We start from the raw sequence: 14,885 nt of genomic DNA, 5'->3' as shown, positions 1-14,885 counted from the left end.
GCCGGCCTCCCCCCTCCGGGTGGGTCCGGTCAAGCAGCCGCCCGCCGGGGTCGATCCCCGCCGTGTGACCGCGACCATGCCGAAGCACGGGGACTGCCGGCCGCTGCTGGCCGGGGAGGACGACCTGACCGTCGTCTTCCAGCCCATCGTCGACCTGGCCTCGGCCACCGTCGCCGGCTACGAGGCACAAGCCCGCTTCCCGGGCACCGCCGCCCCCGACGTGTGGTACGCCGCCGCCGCGGAGGCGGGGCTCGGCGCGGAGCTCGAGGCACTGGCGCTGCGCAAGGCGCTCGCCGCACTGCCGGACCTGCCGCCGCACACCTTCCTGACCGTGACCGTCCGTCCCCACCTGCTCGGCAGCGTCCCCGTGGCCGCCGCGTTCGCCGAGCCGGCGACGCTGCGCGGGGTCGTCGTCGCGCTGACCGAGCACCTGCCCACCCCGGACCTCGACGCGCTGCGCACGCAGACCGCGGCGCTGCGCAGCCGGGGCGCGCTGATCGCCGTCCGCGACGCCGGGTCCGGCCTCGCCGGGCTCCAGCAGCTGGCCGAGGTGCGGCCGCAGCTGGTCACGCTCGACCGCGCGCTGGTCGCCGGCGCCGGCACCGACCCGGTCAAGGCCGCGCTGGTGGAGCTGGTCGGCACCTTCACCAGCCGGATCGACGCCTGGCTGCTGGCCGACGGCATCGAGACCGCCGCCGAGCTCGCCGTGTCCGCCCGGCTCGGCGTGCCCCTGGCGCAGGGGTGGCTGCTGGGCCGCCCCACCCCGTCGTTCGCCGAGCTCGCCCCCGAGGTGGCCGCGCTGGTGCGCAGCCACGTCGCCCGGGCCCACCTCGCCGACGGCGTCACCAGCCTGCTCCGCCCCGTCCGCCGGCGGGAGAGCGACGAGGACGACGCCGTCCCGGCGCCCTGCGTGCTCCTGGACCCGGCGGGCGTCCCGGTGGAGCTCGTGCTCGCCGACCCGCGCACCGGCGCGCCGTACCGCGCCCCAGTGTCGCTGACGGTGCACCCGTCCGCGGACGTGCCCGAGACCCTGCAGCGGGCGCTGACCCGCCCGCCGGTGCACCGCTTCGACCCGGTGGTCTGCACCGACCGCAGCGGCGCCGTCCTGGGGCTGCTGCGCGTCGAGGACCTCGCCTCCGCCGCGGCGAGCCGCTGACCTCCCGGGGGCCCTGATCCCGCCCCCGGGACGCACCACCCCCTGCAGAGCGGCCCAGCCGACGGCCCCTCTGCAGGGTCCCGCCGCGAGCCTGCGAGCGGTGGGGGCAGAGGGGCCCTTCTTCAGGCGCTGGCGTCGGCGAGCCGCTGCCGCTCGTCGTCGCCGAGCCGCAGGTCGAGCATCGGCAGCAGGTCGGCGAGCTGCTCGACCGACCGGCCGCTGGCGATCGGCGCGGTGACCGTCGGCTGGTCGGCGAGCCAGCGCAGCGCCACCGCGGCCATGGTGGTCCCGTGCGCGTCGGCCACCTCCCGCAGCGCCGTCAGCACCCGGTCGCCCTTCTCCCCCACGTACTGGGCGGCCCGCTGGGCACGCGGGGAGTCGATGGTCTCCCCCGCCCGGTACTTGCCGGTCAGGAAGCCGCGGGCCAACCCGAAGTAGGGCAGCACGCCGAGGTCGTGCTCGGCGGCCACCGCCTGCAGCTCCGCCTCGTAGACCGGGCGCTCCATCAGGTTGTAGTGCGGCTGCAGCGCCACGTACCCGGTCACACCCAGCCGCTGCGCCGTCTGCAGGGCCTCGGTGAGCCGCTCCGCCGAGTAGTTCGACGCCGCGGCGTAGCGGACCTTGCCCGCCTGCACCAGCTCGTCGAAGGCGGTGAGCGTCTCGTCGAGCGGCGTCGTCGGGTCGTCCCGGTGCGCGTAGTAGAGGTCGATGTGGTCGGTCCTCAGGTTGCGCAGGGAGCGCTCCGCGGCGGCGCGGATCTCCGGCGCGGACAGCGGGTGCTCCTTGTCCCCGGGCGAGGCCTTGGTGGCCACCACCACCCGGTCGCGCAGCCCGCGCTCGGCCATCCAGTTGCCGAGGATCGTCTCCGAGGTCCCGTCGCCGTAGGACTCCGCGGTGTCCACGAAGGGGGCCTGCGTGCCGGGGACGGCGTCGTGGAAGCGGTCCAGCAGCGCGAAGGAGGTCGGCTCGTCCGCCGTCCACCCGAAGACGTTGCCGCCCAGGCACAGGTCGCTGACGTCCAGGTCGGTCCTCGGTAGCCGCGGCACGCCCCCAACGTATGGCGGCCGGGGGCGGGTCGCGCGCCGGGCCGTGGCCTTCACAGAACGTGACGATCGTGACGGATGGGGACGAAATGCCCGGGATTCCGGGGGCTCCGCTCGCCAACACCCAGGCCGGCATGGCAACGTGCGGGCGTTGCCGGCCGACGACGTGGTCGGCCGGATCCGCCCGCCGGGCTCCCGCTGCGCATCGGATGCGCAGGTCGGGGGCACAGCGGAGGCGCCGGTGGTCCACCCGGACCCCGGTGCGCGCCCGGTCGGACCGGGCGCGAGGAACGAACGGCGACCGCTCCGCACGGGGCGGTCCCGCTGAGACCACAGCGAGAGGAACCCGATGAACAAGGCCGAACTCGTCTCCGCGATCGCCAAGCGTGCCGACGTCCCGGCGTCGACCGTCGACTCCGTGATCGACGGTCTGCGCGAGGAGCTCGTCGAGGCCATCACCCGCGGCGACAAGGTCGCGGTGCCCGGCCTGCTGACCGTCGAGCGCTCGCAGCGTTCGGCCCGCACCGGCCGCAACCCGCAGACCGGCGAGTCGATCGAGATCGCCGCCTCCAACACCGTCAAGGTGACCGCCGGCTCGGTGCTGAAGAAGGCCGCCGCCGCCGTTCCCGTCGACTGAGCAAGGACCCCGTCCTCCTCACCCCTCGCCCCGCTCGGGGCGAGCCTTCTGGACGGGGCCGTTCCAGCACGTCGCCCGCCCCCGTCGCGCTCCTGGCCTCGTGCCAGGCGCCCGGCGGGGGCGCCGCTCGTCGGGGCGGTGCCCACCCTCCGCCGCAGGGCTTCGATCAGGTTCCCTGATCGAAGGCTGTCCCCCTGCACCAGCGTCGGTGCTCCAGGACAGGCGTGGACCAGGTTCCCTGATCACTCCCCGGTGGCGCCGTCGATCCGCTCGCGCAGCAGGTCGGCGTGGCCGTTGTGCCGGGCGTACTCCTCGATCATGTGCAGGTAGATCCAGCGCAGCGACACCGGACGGCCGCGCCGGGTGCCCAGCCCGACGTCGTCCAGGGACGCGTGCCCGCCGGCCAGCGCGCGGCTGGCCCCGACCGCCGCGGCGAGGGCGGTGAACTCCCCGGCGACGGCGGTCGCGGTGTCGGGCTCGTCGGGGTCGCGGCCCACGCCGTCGAAGTCGCCGTCCGGGTCGTCCTCGCTGCAGTAGGCCCACTCGACCTGCTCGCCGCCCAGGACCTCGCGGAACCACCCGGTCTCCACCTCGGTCATGTGCCGCACCAGCCCGCGCAGGCTCAGCGCGGACGGCGGCACCGACCGCTCCCCCAGCTGCTCGGGCGTGAGGCCGGTGCACTTGTGCAGCAGCGTGGCGCGGTGGAACTCCAGCCACGCCTCGACGGCGGCGCGCTCGCCGTCGAGGAACGGCGGGTCGACGCGCTCGGGGACGGCGGGGAACGGCACGGGCCGCGACCCTAGTCGGCAGCCCGACTGCAGCGCAGCACGTTCCACGTCACCGGTTCGAGCCGGACGGGATCCCCGGCCGGCACCTCGACGGGCTGCACCGCGTCCGGCCGGTCGGCGGTGTTCCGCAGGTCCGGGTCCGCGCCCCGCAGCACGCGGTGCCCGGTCACCCGGTACCCCGTCAGCGCGCCGGCCGGCTCCAGCCCCAGCGGAACGGCGGCACCGGTGGACCGGTTCGCGACGAAGAGGGTCAGCGAGCCGTCGGCGTCGTCGAGCGTCGCGGCCGCCACCACCGAGTCCACCTCCCCGTACCTGCGGGTCGGGTGCCGGGGCGACCGGACCTCGACGCGCAGCGCCTGGCCGCGCGCCCGGGCGGCGACGTCCGCGAACGGGAAGAAGGTGGGCTGCCGCCAGCTCCGCCGCGGCGATCGGATCGGCCACCGGGCCACTCGTCGATGACGCCGTCGATCCGCTCGCGCAGCAGGTCGGCGTGGCCGTGGTTGGCTGGTCGGGTGCTGCGACTGGGGGCCCTGGACGTGCCGGACGGCGGGCTGGTCGTGATGGCGATCGTCAACCGCACCCCGGACTCCTTCTACGACCGCGGCGCGACGTACGCGCTGGGAGCGGCGCTGGCCCGGGTCGAGCAGGTGGTCGCCGAGGGCGCGGACATGGTGGACGTCGGCGGGGTGAAGGCCGCGCCCGGTGAGTTCGTGTCGCCGGCGGAGGAGGTCCGGCGCAGCGTCGACCTGGTCGCCGCCATCCGGGACGCGCACCCCCGGCTGCCGCTGTCGATCGACACCTGGCGGGCCGAGGTGGCGCGGGAGGCGCTGGCCGCCGGTGCGGACGTCGTCAACGACGCGTGGGGTGGGGTCGATCCGGAGCTCGCGGCGGTCGCCGCCGAGGCCGGGGCCGGCATCGTCTGCACCCACGCGGGCGGGCTGCCACCGCGTACCCGCCCGCACCGGGTCACCTACGACGACGTGGTCGCCGACGTCGTCGCCCGGACCACGGCGCTCGCCGAGGCCGCGGTGGCCGCCGGGGTCGACCGCGAGCGGGTGCTCGTGGACCCCGGCCACGACTTCGGCAAGAACACCCGGCACTCGCTGGAGGCCACGCGCCGGCTGGACGAGCTGGTCGCCACCGGCTGGCCGGTGCTCGTGGCGCTGTCGAACAAGGACTTCGTCGGCGAGACCCTGGACCTGCCGGTCGACCAGCGGCTCACCGGCACGCTCGCGGCGACCGCGGTCAGCGCGTGGCTCGGGGCCCGGGTGTTCCGGGCGCACGACGTCGCCCCGACCCGCCAGGTGCTCGACATGGTCGCGTCCATCCGCGGCGACCGTCCGCCCACCCGCACGGTGCGCGGCCTGGCCTGAGGAAGGGCCCCCTGCCCCCCACGCCTCGCAGGCTCGGCGCGGGCCCCTGCAGAGGGGCCGACCTCTGCAGGGGCTTCCCTGCGGTTGCGAGCGCTCCTAGCCTGTGCCGCGCTGATCACCGTCCGAGCGCAGGGAGGTCCGCCATGAGCGGCCGCGTCGTGCACTTCGAGATCCCCTTCGACGACGGGGACCGGGCCCGCCGGTTCTACGGCGAGGCGTTCGGCTGGCAGCTGCAGAGCATCCCGTCGATGGGCTACACGCTGGCGACCACCGGGCCCAGCAGCGACCGCGGGCCGACCGAGCCGGGGTTCGTCAACGGCGGGATGATGGCGCGGTCGGTCAGCCCGTCGCCGGCGCCGATCCTGGTCGTCGACGTCGACAGCATCGACGAGGCGCTGGCGCGGATCGGCGAGCTGGGCGGCACCACGGTCCTGGAGAAGCAGGTGGTGGGTGAGATGGGCTTCTCCGCCTACGTCCGCGACCCCGAGGGCAACGTCATCGGCCTGTGGGAGACCGCCGGCTAGCTGTTCTGACGGGTCTCGGCCACCACCCAGGCCAGGTAGTCGGGATGCCCGCCGGCCAGCGGGAGCGCGATCACGCACGGCACCTCGTCGGGGTGGTCGGCCCGCGCCCGCTCGACGATCGCCGGCACCAGCGACGCCCGGGTGTGCAGGCCGACCCGGGCCTGCGGGTCGTCGTGCACGGCGCCGTCCCACCGGTAGACCGCCCGCACGCCCGGCTGCACGTGCCCGCAGGCGGCCAGCCGGTCCTCGACCAGCGCCCGCGTCCAGCGCGCCAGCCACTCCCCGTCCTCGGCCGTCACGACGACCTCCACCAGCTCCTCGTCAGCCATCTCCGTGCTCCTCTCACCGTCGGCCCCTCTGCAGGGGCCCGCGCCGAGCCTGCGAGGCGTGGGGGGCAGAGGGGTCCTTCATCTAGCTTCTCCGACATGGCCGCCACCGGGTTCCACACCGCCGACCAGCTCAACGACCTGCTGCCCGGCACGCTGCCGGGCCTGCTGGGCATCGTGATCGACAGCCACGAGCCGGGACGGCTCACCGCCCACCTCGAGGTCCGGCCGGACCTGCTCGCACCCAACGGCTACCTGCACGCGGCGACCGTCGTCGCGCTGGCCGACACGGCCTGCGGGCTCGCCACCCGCGCGCTGCTGCCCGACGGGTCGTCCGGCTTCACCACGATCGAGCTCAAGAGCAACTTCCTGGGCACCGCCCGGGAGGGCCGGATCGGCGTGGTGGCCACCAACGCGCACGCCGGTCGGACGACGCAGGTCTGGGACGCCGCCGTCACCAACGAGGACACCGGCCGCCCGATGGCGTTGTTCCGCTGCACCCAGTCGGTGCTCTGGCCGCGCGACTGACGCCCGACCTGCGGGTGGCCCCGGTGTGGCGCGCGCCACACCGGGTGTGAGACTGCCGGTTCCCACCCCCCGAGTCGAGGAGGACCCCGTGGCGTTGGCGAGCCGCTACCCCGATGTCGAGATCCCCGGAGTGTCCGTGCCGCAGCACGTGCTGGCCGGCGCCGCCGAGCGCAAGGACTCCCCGGCGCTGGTCGACGGGGTGTCCGGGGAGACGATCACCCGCGGGGAGCTCGCCTTCTACGTCCAGCGGCTCGCCGCCGCCCTGCACGCCCGGGGCCTGCGCAAGGGCGACGTCGTCGCGGTCTTCAGCCCCAACACGATCTGGTACCCCGTCGTCTTCCACGGCATCGCCGCCGCCGGGTGCGTGGTCAGCCCGATCAACTCGCTCTACACGCCCGACGAGATCGCCTTCCAGCTGGAGGACTCCGGCGCCAAGGTGCTGATCACCATCTCGGTGTTCCTGGACCGGGCGCTCGCCGCGGTCGCGCAGCAGCCGGTCGACGAGGTGGTCGTGCTGGACGGCGCCGAGGGGCACACCTCCCTCAGGGACCTGCTGACCAGCGACGCCCCGCCGGTCGACGTCGACATCGACCCGGCCACCGACCTGATCACGCTGCCCTACTCCAGCGGCACCACCGGGCTGCCCAAGGGCGTGATGCTCACCCACCGGAACCTGGTGGCCAACGTCGTCCAGTGCCGACCGCTGTTCGAGCTGCACGAGGACGACGAGCGCGTCATCGCCGTCCTCCCGTTCTTCCACATCTACGGGCTGACGGTGCTGATGAACCAGGGCCTCGCCTGGGGCTGCGCGGTGGTGACCCTGCCACGGTTCGACCTCGAGCAGTTCCTGCGCACCATCCAGGACCAGCGGGTCACCCGGGCCTACGTGGCCCCGCCGATCCTGGTCGCGCTCGCCAAGCACCCGCTGGTCGACCAGTTCGACCTGTCCTCGCTGCGCACCATCACCTCCGGCGCCGCGCCGCTGGACGAGTCGCTGGCCCAGGCCGTGGAGACCCGGCTGCGCCGCGGCGCACCGGACGGCGTCGTCGTCGCGCAGGGCTACGGGATGACCGAGCTCTCCCCCGTCTCGCACAGCACCCCCGAGGCCGGCCACGAGCCGCCCGGCGCCACCGGCCCAGTGCCCAAGGGGACGGTCGGCTACGCGCTGCCCAACACCGAGTGCCGGCTCGTCGACCCGGCCACCGGCGAGGACACCACCGCCGGGGAACGCGGGGAGCTGTGGGTCCGCGGGCCGCAGGTGATGACCGGCTACCTGAACAACCCGCAGGCCACCGCCGACACGCTGGACGCCGAGGGCTGGCTGCACACCGGCGACGTGGCGGTCGTCGACGACGAGGGCCGGTACACCATCGTCGACCGGGTCAAGGAGCTGATCAAGTACAAGGGCTACCAGGTGGCCCCGGCCGAGCTGGAGGCCGTGCTGCTCGGCCACCCGGAGGTCGCCGACGCCGCGGTGATCGGCGTGCTGGACAGGGACTGCGGGGACGAGCTGCCCAAGGCGTTCGTCGTCCGCTCCCCCGGCTCCGCCCTCACCGCGGACGACGTGACCGCCTTCGTCGCCGAGCGGGTCGCCCCGCACAAGAAGGTCCGGCTCGTCGAGTTCATCGAGGCCGTGCCCAAGTCGGCCGCCGGCAAGATCCTCCGCAAGGACCTGAAGCAGCGGGCCGGCTGACCGTCGGGGACTAGCGTCGGGGCATGCGTGCGGTGACGTTCTCCGAGCCCGGCGGGCCCGAGGTCCTCCAGTGGGGCGAGGTCCCCGATCCGGTGTGCGGCCCGGGCGAGGTGCTGGTCGACGTGGCCGCCAGCGCGGTGAACCGGGCCGACCTCATGCAGCGGCAGGGCTTCTACCCGCCGCCACCAGGGTCGAGCGAGGTCCTCGGCCTGGAGTGCAGCGGGGTGGTCAGCGAGGTGGGCGCGGAGGTCCCCGGCTGGGCCGTCGGCGACGAGGTGTGCGCGCTGCTGGCCGGCGGCGGGTACGCCGAGCGGGTCGCCGTCCCGGCCGGGCAGCTGCTGCCCCGGCCGGCGGGGGTGGAGCTGGCCACCGCCGCGGCCCTGCCGGAGGTCACCTGCACCGTCTGGGCCAACGTGTTCATGCTCGCCGGCCTGCGCCGGTGCGAGGTCTTCCTGGTGCACGGCGGTTCCAGCGGCATCGGCACCATGGCGATCCAGCTGGCGGTGCGGGCCGGCGCCCGGGTGGCCACCACCGCGGGGAGCGCGGAGAAGCTGGCGTTCTGCCGGGAGCTCGGCGCCGAGGTCCTCGTGAACTACCGGGACGAGGACTTCGTCGAGCGGGTCCGGGAGGCCACCGACGGGCACGGGGCGGACGTCGTCCTGGACAACATGGGCGCCAAGTACCTGGCCCGCAACGTCGACGTGCTCGCCGACGGCGGCCGGCTGGTGGTCATCGGCATGCAGGGTGGCCGCAAGGCGGAGCTGGACCTCGGGAAGCTGCTGGCCAAGCGCGGCAGCGTGCACGCCACGGCGCTGCGGTCGCGGCCCGCCACCGGCCGCGGCGGGAAGGCCGAGATCGTCGCCGCGGTGCGGCACGAGGTGTGGCCGGACGTCGAACGGGGGGTGGTCCGCCCGGTGGTCGACCGGCGGCTGCCGATGTCCCGGGCCGCCGAGGCGCACGCGCTGCTGGAGTCCAGCGGCCACATCGGCAAGGTCCTGCTGCTCCCCGACTGAGCGGCGAGCCTGAGGACGCGCTGAACGGCCCGCTTCTTCAGACGGCGTCGCGCCGCAGGGACACCTCGGTCCAGTACGACCGGGACGCTCCCGGCTCGAGCCGGCAGACCTCGCCGTCCCGCTCGGCCGCGGCCCGGCCGCCATCGCGCGACGTCGATGGCTCGATGCCGAGCACGTTCACGCCGGCCGTTGCGTCGCGCCAGAGAACGAGCATCGGGAAGGTGTCGGTGCCATAGCTGATGGCCATGGTCGCCGTGCCGTCCGGCGAGGTCACCTGGACCCCGCCGGTCGGCTCGCCCGCCGGGGTCCGGGCGTAGAGGACGCGTTCGGAGGCGGCGCCATCGGCGACGGACAGGGCCAGGGGAAAGGACTCCGCCGGCCGCCCGTCCCGGTCGCGCTCCCCCGTGATCGTCGCCGTCGACCGGACCACGGACCCCTCACCGACCAGCGGGTACCCGAGGTTCAGGTGGTGACGGAACATGTGCCCGGCCGGGGTCCAGCTCTCGTTGGACACCTCGTCGGAGATCCGCAGGGTGGGCTCCACGCAGCTGGCGAGGATGGTCCGCCGGAGGCAGAGGGTCGGCTGCCCCAGCGCTGCCTCCACCACGGTCCCGACCACCTCCACGGCCAACCCGCCGCGGTCCTCGACGAGCTGCCAGGTGACGTGCTCGGCCGGCAGGTGCCCCACCCGGCCGTGCAGGCCGTGGTGGACGCCGTCGACGGTGGACGCGGCACCGGTCGACGCCAGGCCGCAGGTGGTCAGCAGGCCGCCGCCGAAGGTCCGCACCCACCCGGACCCCTCAGGTTCGTACCGTGCCCCGTGGGCCCGTCCGCGCGGCGACCGCCAGCTCATCGCCATGCCCCCGGCATCGGCCCAGCCGATGTCCATCGCCCGGTCGAGCAGCACCTCGAACGAGACGCCCGCGGGGTTGCGCACCATGAGCACCGGGGCTCCTCGCCCCGTGCCCTCGGCGAGCACGACCCGCTCCACGCTCACCAGCTGGTCGGGCGCTCCGAGGAGGCGTCGGAGCTCTCGTGGGAGTGGCACGGACGCCGCCGGGCCCACGCGGTCAGCCCGCCCCTCGGACCTCGGCGGCGGACCGCCGCCGGGCCCCCAGCGCGATGGCGACCACGAGCACCGCCCCGGTCACCACGTACTGCCAGTAGGAGGCGATGCCGAGCAGGTTGAGCGCGTTGGCCAGCACGGCGAACAGCAGGGCACCGACGATCGTGCCGAAGACCGTCGCCCGGCCACCCCGCAGGGCAGTGCCGCCGACGACGACCGCCGCGATGACGTCCATCTCGAAGCCCTGCGCCATCGTGCCCTCGGCGGATGCCAGGCGGCCGGTCATGAAGACCCCGGCGATCGCGAAGCAGATGCCTGCGACCACGAAGACGAGCACCTTCGTCCGGTCGACGGGCATCCCGGCCAGCGTCGCGGCGCGCTCGTTGCTGCCGAAGGCCCGCAGGGTGCGCCCGAAGTAGGTGCGGTTCAGCAACAGGTAGGTCAGGACGGCGAGCACCAGGAAGACGAGGAAGGACACCGGCAGCCGCCCGACCGTCCCGGTGGTCATCTGGCGGAAGTAGAACGAGGTGACCGGGACGACGTCGCCGGAGGTCCAGATGAACGACGCACCCTGGAACAGGTACAGGGTGCCCAGGGTCGCGATGAACGGCGCGATCCGCACGTAGGTCACCAGCAGGCCGTTGAGGACGCCGAGCCCGACCCCGACCAGCAGCCCGACCAGGACGGCGACGCCGATGGTCGTGTACGGCAGGACCTTGGCGACCGCGATGGAGCTCAGCGCGATGACCCCGGCGACCGAGAGGTCGAGCAGGCCGGCGGCGATGAGCAGCGTCATGCCGCAGGCGGCCAGGCCCACGAACGACGCCTGGAAGAGGACGTTCTCGAGGTTGCCGCCGTTCCAGAACGCCGGGCGGGCCAGCCCGACCGCAGCCGCGAGGACGATGAGGATCAGCAGCAGGTACTGCCTGCCGAGGAAGCCGAGCACGGCCGGGCGGGACCCGCCTCGGCCCGGACGCTGGTCCGCGGCGCGCTGCTCGATCGGTGCCTGAGTGGTGCTCACGACGTCCTTCCTTCCAGCGCGCGCCGCACCGTCCGCCGCTGCACGCCGTCCAGGCTGAGCGCGAACACCAGCAGGCCGCCGAGGGCGACGTACTGGTAGAAGGACGGCACGTTCAGCAGGTTGAGACCTGAGTTGATCATCGCGAGCAGGAGAGCCGCGATGAACGTCCCGGGGATGTTGGCCCGGCCGCCGGCCATGCTGGTCCCGCCGAGGACGACGATCGCGATCGCCTGCAGCTCCAGCCCCGCACTCAGCGATCCGTTCACCACCCCCAGCTGGCTGGCCAGCAGGATGCCGGCCACCCCGGCCGTCGCCGCGGCGAGGACGTAGGCGCCGAGCAGGACGCGGTGCACCGCGATGCCGCTGTCCACCGCCGCCTCCGGGCTCCCGCCGACGGCCACCACGTGCTTGCCGAAGCGCATGCGCTCGAGCAGGAACCACATCCCCGCGCCGAGCACGACGGCACACAGGAAGGGGACCGGGACGCCGAGCACCGAGCCGGTCGCGAAGGACTTGTAGCCCGAGCTGGCGATGAGGATGGGGGCGCCGCCGGTGAACAGCAGCGCCAGCCCCCGGAAGACGCTCATGGTGCTGAGCGTCGCGATGAACGCCGGCACCCGGAGGCTGGTCACCAGGACGCCGTTGACCGCACCGAGGACGCAGGCGACCGCGATGCCGATCACCGCGCCGGCCAGGCCGCCCCACTCGTTGACCGACGCGGCGGCGACGCACGCGGACAGCGCCTGGGTGGAGCCCACCGACAGGTCGATCCCGCGCAGCGCGATCACCAGCGTCATGCCGTAGCCGGTGATGGCCAGGACCGCCGCGTTGACCAGGATGTTGGTGATGCTCGACCCGGACGTGAAGTTCGGGACGAACAGCAGGCCGGCCACCAGGACCAGCACGAACGGGACCACGATGCCGACGCTCTGCAGCAGCCGCTCACGCTCGGCCGCGCGCCGGGCGCGGGCCGCCGACCGGGCCCGCTCCTGGGCGTGCAGGTCGTCGGCCACGAGCGTGCTCGTGGGCGTGTGGTCAGACATGGACGTCCCCTCCGGCCACCTGTCCCACGGACGCGGCGACGATGTTCTCTTCCGTGACGTCTCGCCCGCGCAGCTCCGCGACCTGCCGGCCGGCGAAGTACACCAGGCACCGGTCCGCGATCGCGGCCAGCTCCGGGGCGTCCGAGCTGGAGACGACGACGCTCACACCGTCGTCGGCGAGCGTGCGGATCAGCTGGTAGATGTCGACCTTGGCGCCGACGTCGACGCCGCGGGTCGGCTCGTTGAGCAGCAGGACCTTGCACCCGGACAGCAGCGCCCGGCCGAAGAGGACCTTCTGCTGGTTGCCACCGGAGAGGTTGCCGATCAGCTGGCGACCGTGCGGCACACGGATCCGCATGTCCTGCCGCAGCTTCTCGAACACCGACTCCTCGCCGCGCCGGGCGGGAGCCCACCGCGCCCGTCCCCGCAGGGAACTCCGCTCGCGGGAGACCATCGCGTTCTCCGTGACGTCGAGGTGGGGCAGTATGCCCTCGCCCTTCCGGTCCTCGCTCAGCATGAACAGCCCGGCGCGGATCGCGTCCCGGCTGGTGCCCAGCCGCACCGCCGTGCCGTCGATGGTGACGGTGCCGCTCAGCGCGGCCAGGTCTCCGAACAGTGCCCGGGTCAGCTCGGTGCGGCCGGAGCCCACCAGACCGGCCAGGCCCAGGATCTCCCCCCTGCCGGCGCGCAGGGAGAACGGCGCGTCGAAGCCGCCGAGCTTGAGCTCTCGCACGTCCAGCCGCGCCGTCGCCGTCCGGTCGTCCGTGGCGGTGCCGTCGGTGGCCCGTTCGAAGGTCTGCGGACGGCGGCCCAGCATGTGCTCGACCAGCTGCGTCTCGTCCAGGCTCGTGGTCGGCGCGGTGAGGACGAGCTCGCCATCGCGCAGGACGGCCACGTCCCGGCAGATGTCGAAGATCTCGGCGAGGTGGTGGGAGACGTAGACGACCGCCTTGCCCTGCGTGGCGAGCTTCTCGACGATCGCGTGCAACCGGCGGATCTCGGCCCCGTTCAGCGCCGCCGTGGGCTCGTCCATGATCAGGACGTCGAACTCACGCGAGAGCGCCCGGGCGATCTCCACCATCTGGCGGTCCCCCACGGTGAGGGAGCTGATCAGCCGGTCCGGCTCGAGGTCCATCCCCAGCGTCTCCAGCAGGGCCGCCGCGCGCTGCCGGACCTTTCCGCGGGCCACGACGCCACCGGAGGTGAGCTCGTGCCCCAGGAAGATGTTGTCGGCCACCGACAACTGCGGCACGAGCCGGAACTCCTGGCTGACCACGCTGATGCCCGCCGCCTGGGACTCGGCCGACCCCTTGAACTGCCGGGCCTCCCCGTGCACGAGCACCGTCCCGCTGACCGGCTGCTCGATGCCGCCGAGGATGCGGATCAACGTGCTCTTGCCGGCGCCGTTCTCGCCCACCAGGCCGAGGACCTGGCCGGGGCTGAGGGACAGCGACACGCCCTTGAGGGCCCGGACCCCCGGGTATTCCTGTACGACGTCCCGTACCTCGAGGACGACGGTCATCGTTGACTTCCTCACTCTGCCGGCCAGGCGGGGACGGGCTCGCGCACCGTCCCCGCCGTGCCTGTCGTCAGCTGCCCTGGCTCGCCCGGGCCTCGCGGAACTGGGCGATGTTCTCCTGCGTCACCATCTCGACCGGGAAGTAGATGGTCTTCGCCTTCTCGTCGGAGTACCCCGGGTCCTCCCCGTTGAGCAGCGCGAGCGCGGTCTTGACCGCCTGCTGGCCCTGACCGAACGGGTCCTGCGCCACCGTGCCGCTCATGACGCCCTGCTCGATGAGGTCGAGGGCGGCGTCGCTCCCGTCGAAGCCGATGAGCGTGAACCCGTTGGCGACCGAGACACCGGCGGTCTCCATCGCGCGGGACGCGCCGATCGCGGAGTCGTCGTTCGCGGCGTAGATCACCTCGAGGTCGGGGTTGGCCGACAGCATGTCCTGGGCCGCGGTGAACCCGCCGTCCACGGTGTCGTTGCCGTCCAGGCTGGAGACGACCTCGAAGTTGTCCTCCTCGGCGAGCCGGTCGACGAAGCCGGCGACCCGCTCCTCGCCGACGACGGAGCCAGCGTGCAGCTCGATGACGCCGACCTTGTGCGTGCCCGGCGTGCCACCCAGCTTCTCGATGACGTGCTCGGCCGCGAGCTGCCCGCCCTCGCGGTTGTTGGACAGGATGTAGCCGTCGTAGTCGCCCTCGACGCCGATGTCCGCGACGACGACCGGGATCTTCTCCCCGTGCGCGGCGTCGATCGTCGACGGGAGCGCCGACGGCTGGACCGGGGTGATGACGAGGGCGGAGATGCCCTGGTTGATCAGGTCGAGGCTGCCGGAGACCTGCTCCTGCTGGGAGCTCTTCTGGTCGGCGATGACCACCTCGGCACCGGCCTCCTCGGCACCGGCCTTGACGCCTTCGGCGTACGACTGCCAGTACGGGTTCTGCAGGTCGTACACCGAGTACCCGATGGTCAGCGGGTCCTTGGCCTCGAACTCGACGGTACCGCCCTCAGCGGCTGCCGAGCTGCCCTGGTCCGATCCGCTCGCGCAGCCCGCGAGTGCGAGGACGGCGACGGCGGAGAGCGCGAACGCCGTTGTTCCTGAACGCATTTCCAACTCCCTGGCTCGATGTGCTGTGTTCCCCGAGGTCGGGGACGTGGGTGGGGACG

Annotated in this window: 16 protein-coding genes; 7 read left to right on the top strand and 9 right to left on the bottom strand. The window is 73.7% G+C overall.

The genetic code is table 11. From position 1 onward, the window contains the following. The first annotated feature begins 64 nt into the window (after positions 1-64). Positions 65-1,156, top strand: coding sequence for an EAL domain-containing protein (locus HL189_RS03375; RefSeq protein WP_369132295.1), 1,092 nt, complete (start codon positions 65-67; stop codon positions 1,154-1,156). 122 nt (positions 1,157-1,278) lie between these two features. Here the strand turns inward: HL189_RS03375 and HL189_RS03370 are convergent, their stop codons facing one another. Continuing rightward, positions 1,279-2,202 (bottom strand): aldo/keto reductase, encoded by a 924-nt coding sequence (locus HL189_RS03370; protein WP_369132294.1) that lies wholly within the window; start codon positions 2,200-2,202, stop codon positions 1,279-1,281. A 346-nt stretch (positions 2,203-2,548) separates the two neighbouring features. Here HL189_RS03370 and HL189_RS03365 point away from each other — a divergent pair, with 346 nt between their 5' ends. Continuing rightward, positions 2,549-2,836: an HU family DNA-binding protein gene (locus HL189_RS03365; RefSeq protein WP_222267688.1), complete on the top strand. Its 288-nt coding sequence runs from the start codon at positions 2,549-2,551 to the stop codon at positions 2,834-2,836. Positions 2,837-3,078: 242 nt separating this feature from the next. Here the strand turns inward: HL189_RS03365 and HL189_RS03360 are convergent, their stop codons facing one another. Continuing rightward, positions 3,079-3,624: a DinB family protein gene (locus HL189_RS03360; protein ID WP_369132293.1), complete on the bottom strand. Its 546-nt coding sequence runs from the start codon at positions 3,622-3,624 to the stop codon at positions 3,079-3,081. A gap of 11 nt (positions 3,625-3,635) precedes the next feature. Beyond that, entirely contained in the window at positions 3,636-4,073 is a 438-nt protein-coding gene (locus tag HL189_RS03355; protein ID WP_369132292.1) for an alpha-L-arabinofuranosidase C-terminal domain-containing protein, read from the bottom strand. Positions 4,074-4,136: 63 nt separating this feature from the next. Here HL189_RS03355 and folP point away from each other — a divergent pair, with 63 nt between their 5' ends. Continuing rightward, positions 4,137-4,997 (top strand): dihydropteroate synthase, encoded by an 861-nt coding sequence (gene folP, locus HL189_RS03350; RefSeq protein WP_369132291.1) that lies wholly within the window; start codon positions 4,137-4,139, stop codon positions 4,995-4,997. A gap of 143 nt (positions 4,998-5,140) precedes the next feature. Next, a complete protein-coding gene (locus HL189_RS03345) occupies positions 5,141-5,521 on the top strand; it encodes a VOC family protein (RefSeq protein ID WP_369132290.1) in 381 nt (126 codons plus the stop codon). Here HL189_RS03345 and cutA read toward each other — a convergent pair. After that, positions 5,518-5,850 carry a divalent-cation tolerance protein CutA gene (gene cutA, locus HL189_RS03340; protein WP_369132289.1) on the bottom strand — a complete coding sequence of 111 codons (333 nt, stop codon included), beginning with the start codon at positions 5,848-5,850 and terminating at the stop codon, positions 5,518-5,520. The genes HL189_RS03345 and cutA overlap by 4 nt on opposite strands. Positions 5,851-5,946: 96 nt before the next feature. On the opposite strand from cutA, the gene HL189_RS03335 reads away from it, so the two are divergent. From HL189_RS03335 to HL189_RS03325, 3 genes are all read left to right on the top strand, one after another. Next, positions 5,947-6,375 carry a PaaI family thioesterase gene (locus tag HL189_RS03335; RefSeq protein ID WP_369132288.1) on the top strand — a complete coding sequence of 143 codons (429 nt, stop codon included), beginning with the start codon at positions 5,947-5,949 and terminating at the stop codon, positions 6,373-6,375. An 88-nt stretch (positions 6,376-6,463) separates the two neighbouring features. Further along, on the top strand, positions 6,464-8,068 hold the full coding sequence (locus HL189_RS03330) for a 4-coumarate--CoA ligase family protein (RefSeq protein WP_369132287.1): 1,605 nt from the start codon (positions 6,464-6,466) through the stop codon (positions 8,066-8,068). Positions 8,069-8,091: 23 nt separating this feature from the next. Next, entirely contained in the window at positions 8,092-9,081 is a 990-nt protein-coding gene (locus HL189_RS03325; protein ID WP_369132286.1) for an NAD(P)H-quinone oxidoreductase, read from the top strand. 37 nt (positions 9,082-9,118) lie between these two features. On the opposite strand, the gene HL189_RS03320 is transcribed toward HL189_RS03325, so the two are convergent. The 5 genes from HL189_RS03320 to HL189_RS03300 all read right to left on the bottom strand — a co-directional run bounded on the left by HL189_RS03320 (position 9,119) and on the right by HL189_RS03300 (position 14,826). Beyond that, positions 9,119-10,078 (bottom strand): aldose 1-epimerase family protein, encoded by a 960-nt coding sequence (locus tag HL189_RS03320; protein ID WP_369132285.1) that lies wholly within the window; start codon positions 10,076-10,078, stop codon positions 9,119-9,121. A gap of 73 nt (positions 10,079-10,151) precedes the next feature. Beyond that, the gene (locus HL189_RS03315; protein ID WP_369132284.1) at positions 10,152-11,168 is read right to left on the bottom strand and encodes an ABC transporter permease; all 1,017 of its coding nucleotides are present in this window, start codon (positions 11,166-11,168) and stop codon (positions 10,152-10,154) included. Next, complete coding sequence (locus HL189_RS03310) at positions 11,165-12,211, bottom strand: ABC transporter permease (protein ID WP_369132283.1); 1,047 nt, start codon at positions 12,209-12,211, stop codon at positions 11,165-11,167. Before HL189_RS03310 ends, HL189_RS03315 begins: the two co-directional genes overlap by 4 nt. Then, a complete protein-coding gene (locus tag HL189_RS03305) occupies positions 12,204-13,733 on the bottom strand; it encodes a sugar ABC transporter ATP-binding protein (protein WP_369132282.1) in 1,530 nt (509 codons plus the stop codon). The genes HL189_RS03310 and HL189_RS03305 overlap by 8 nt, the downstream gene beginning before the upstream one ends. Positions 13,734-13,800: 67 nt before the next feature. Continuing rightward, complete coding sequence (locus HL189_RS03300) at positions 13,801-14,826, bottom strand: substrate-binding domain-containing protein (protein ID WP_369132281.1); 1,026 nt, start codon at positions 14,824-14,826, stop codon at positions 13,801-13,803. Positions 14,827-14,885: the final 59 nt, after the last annotated feature.

Source organism: Modestobacter sp. I12A-02662, from assembly GCF_041028325.1.
Classification (GTDB): Bacteria; Actinomycetota; Actinomycetes; order Mycobacteriales; family Geodermatophilaceae; genus Modestobacter.
The sequence above is the reverse complement of the archived record's forward strand: the minus strand, read 5'-3'. Positions and strand labels throughout refer to the sequence as shown.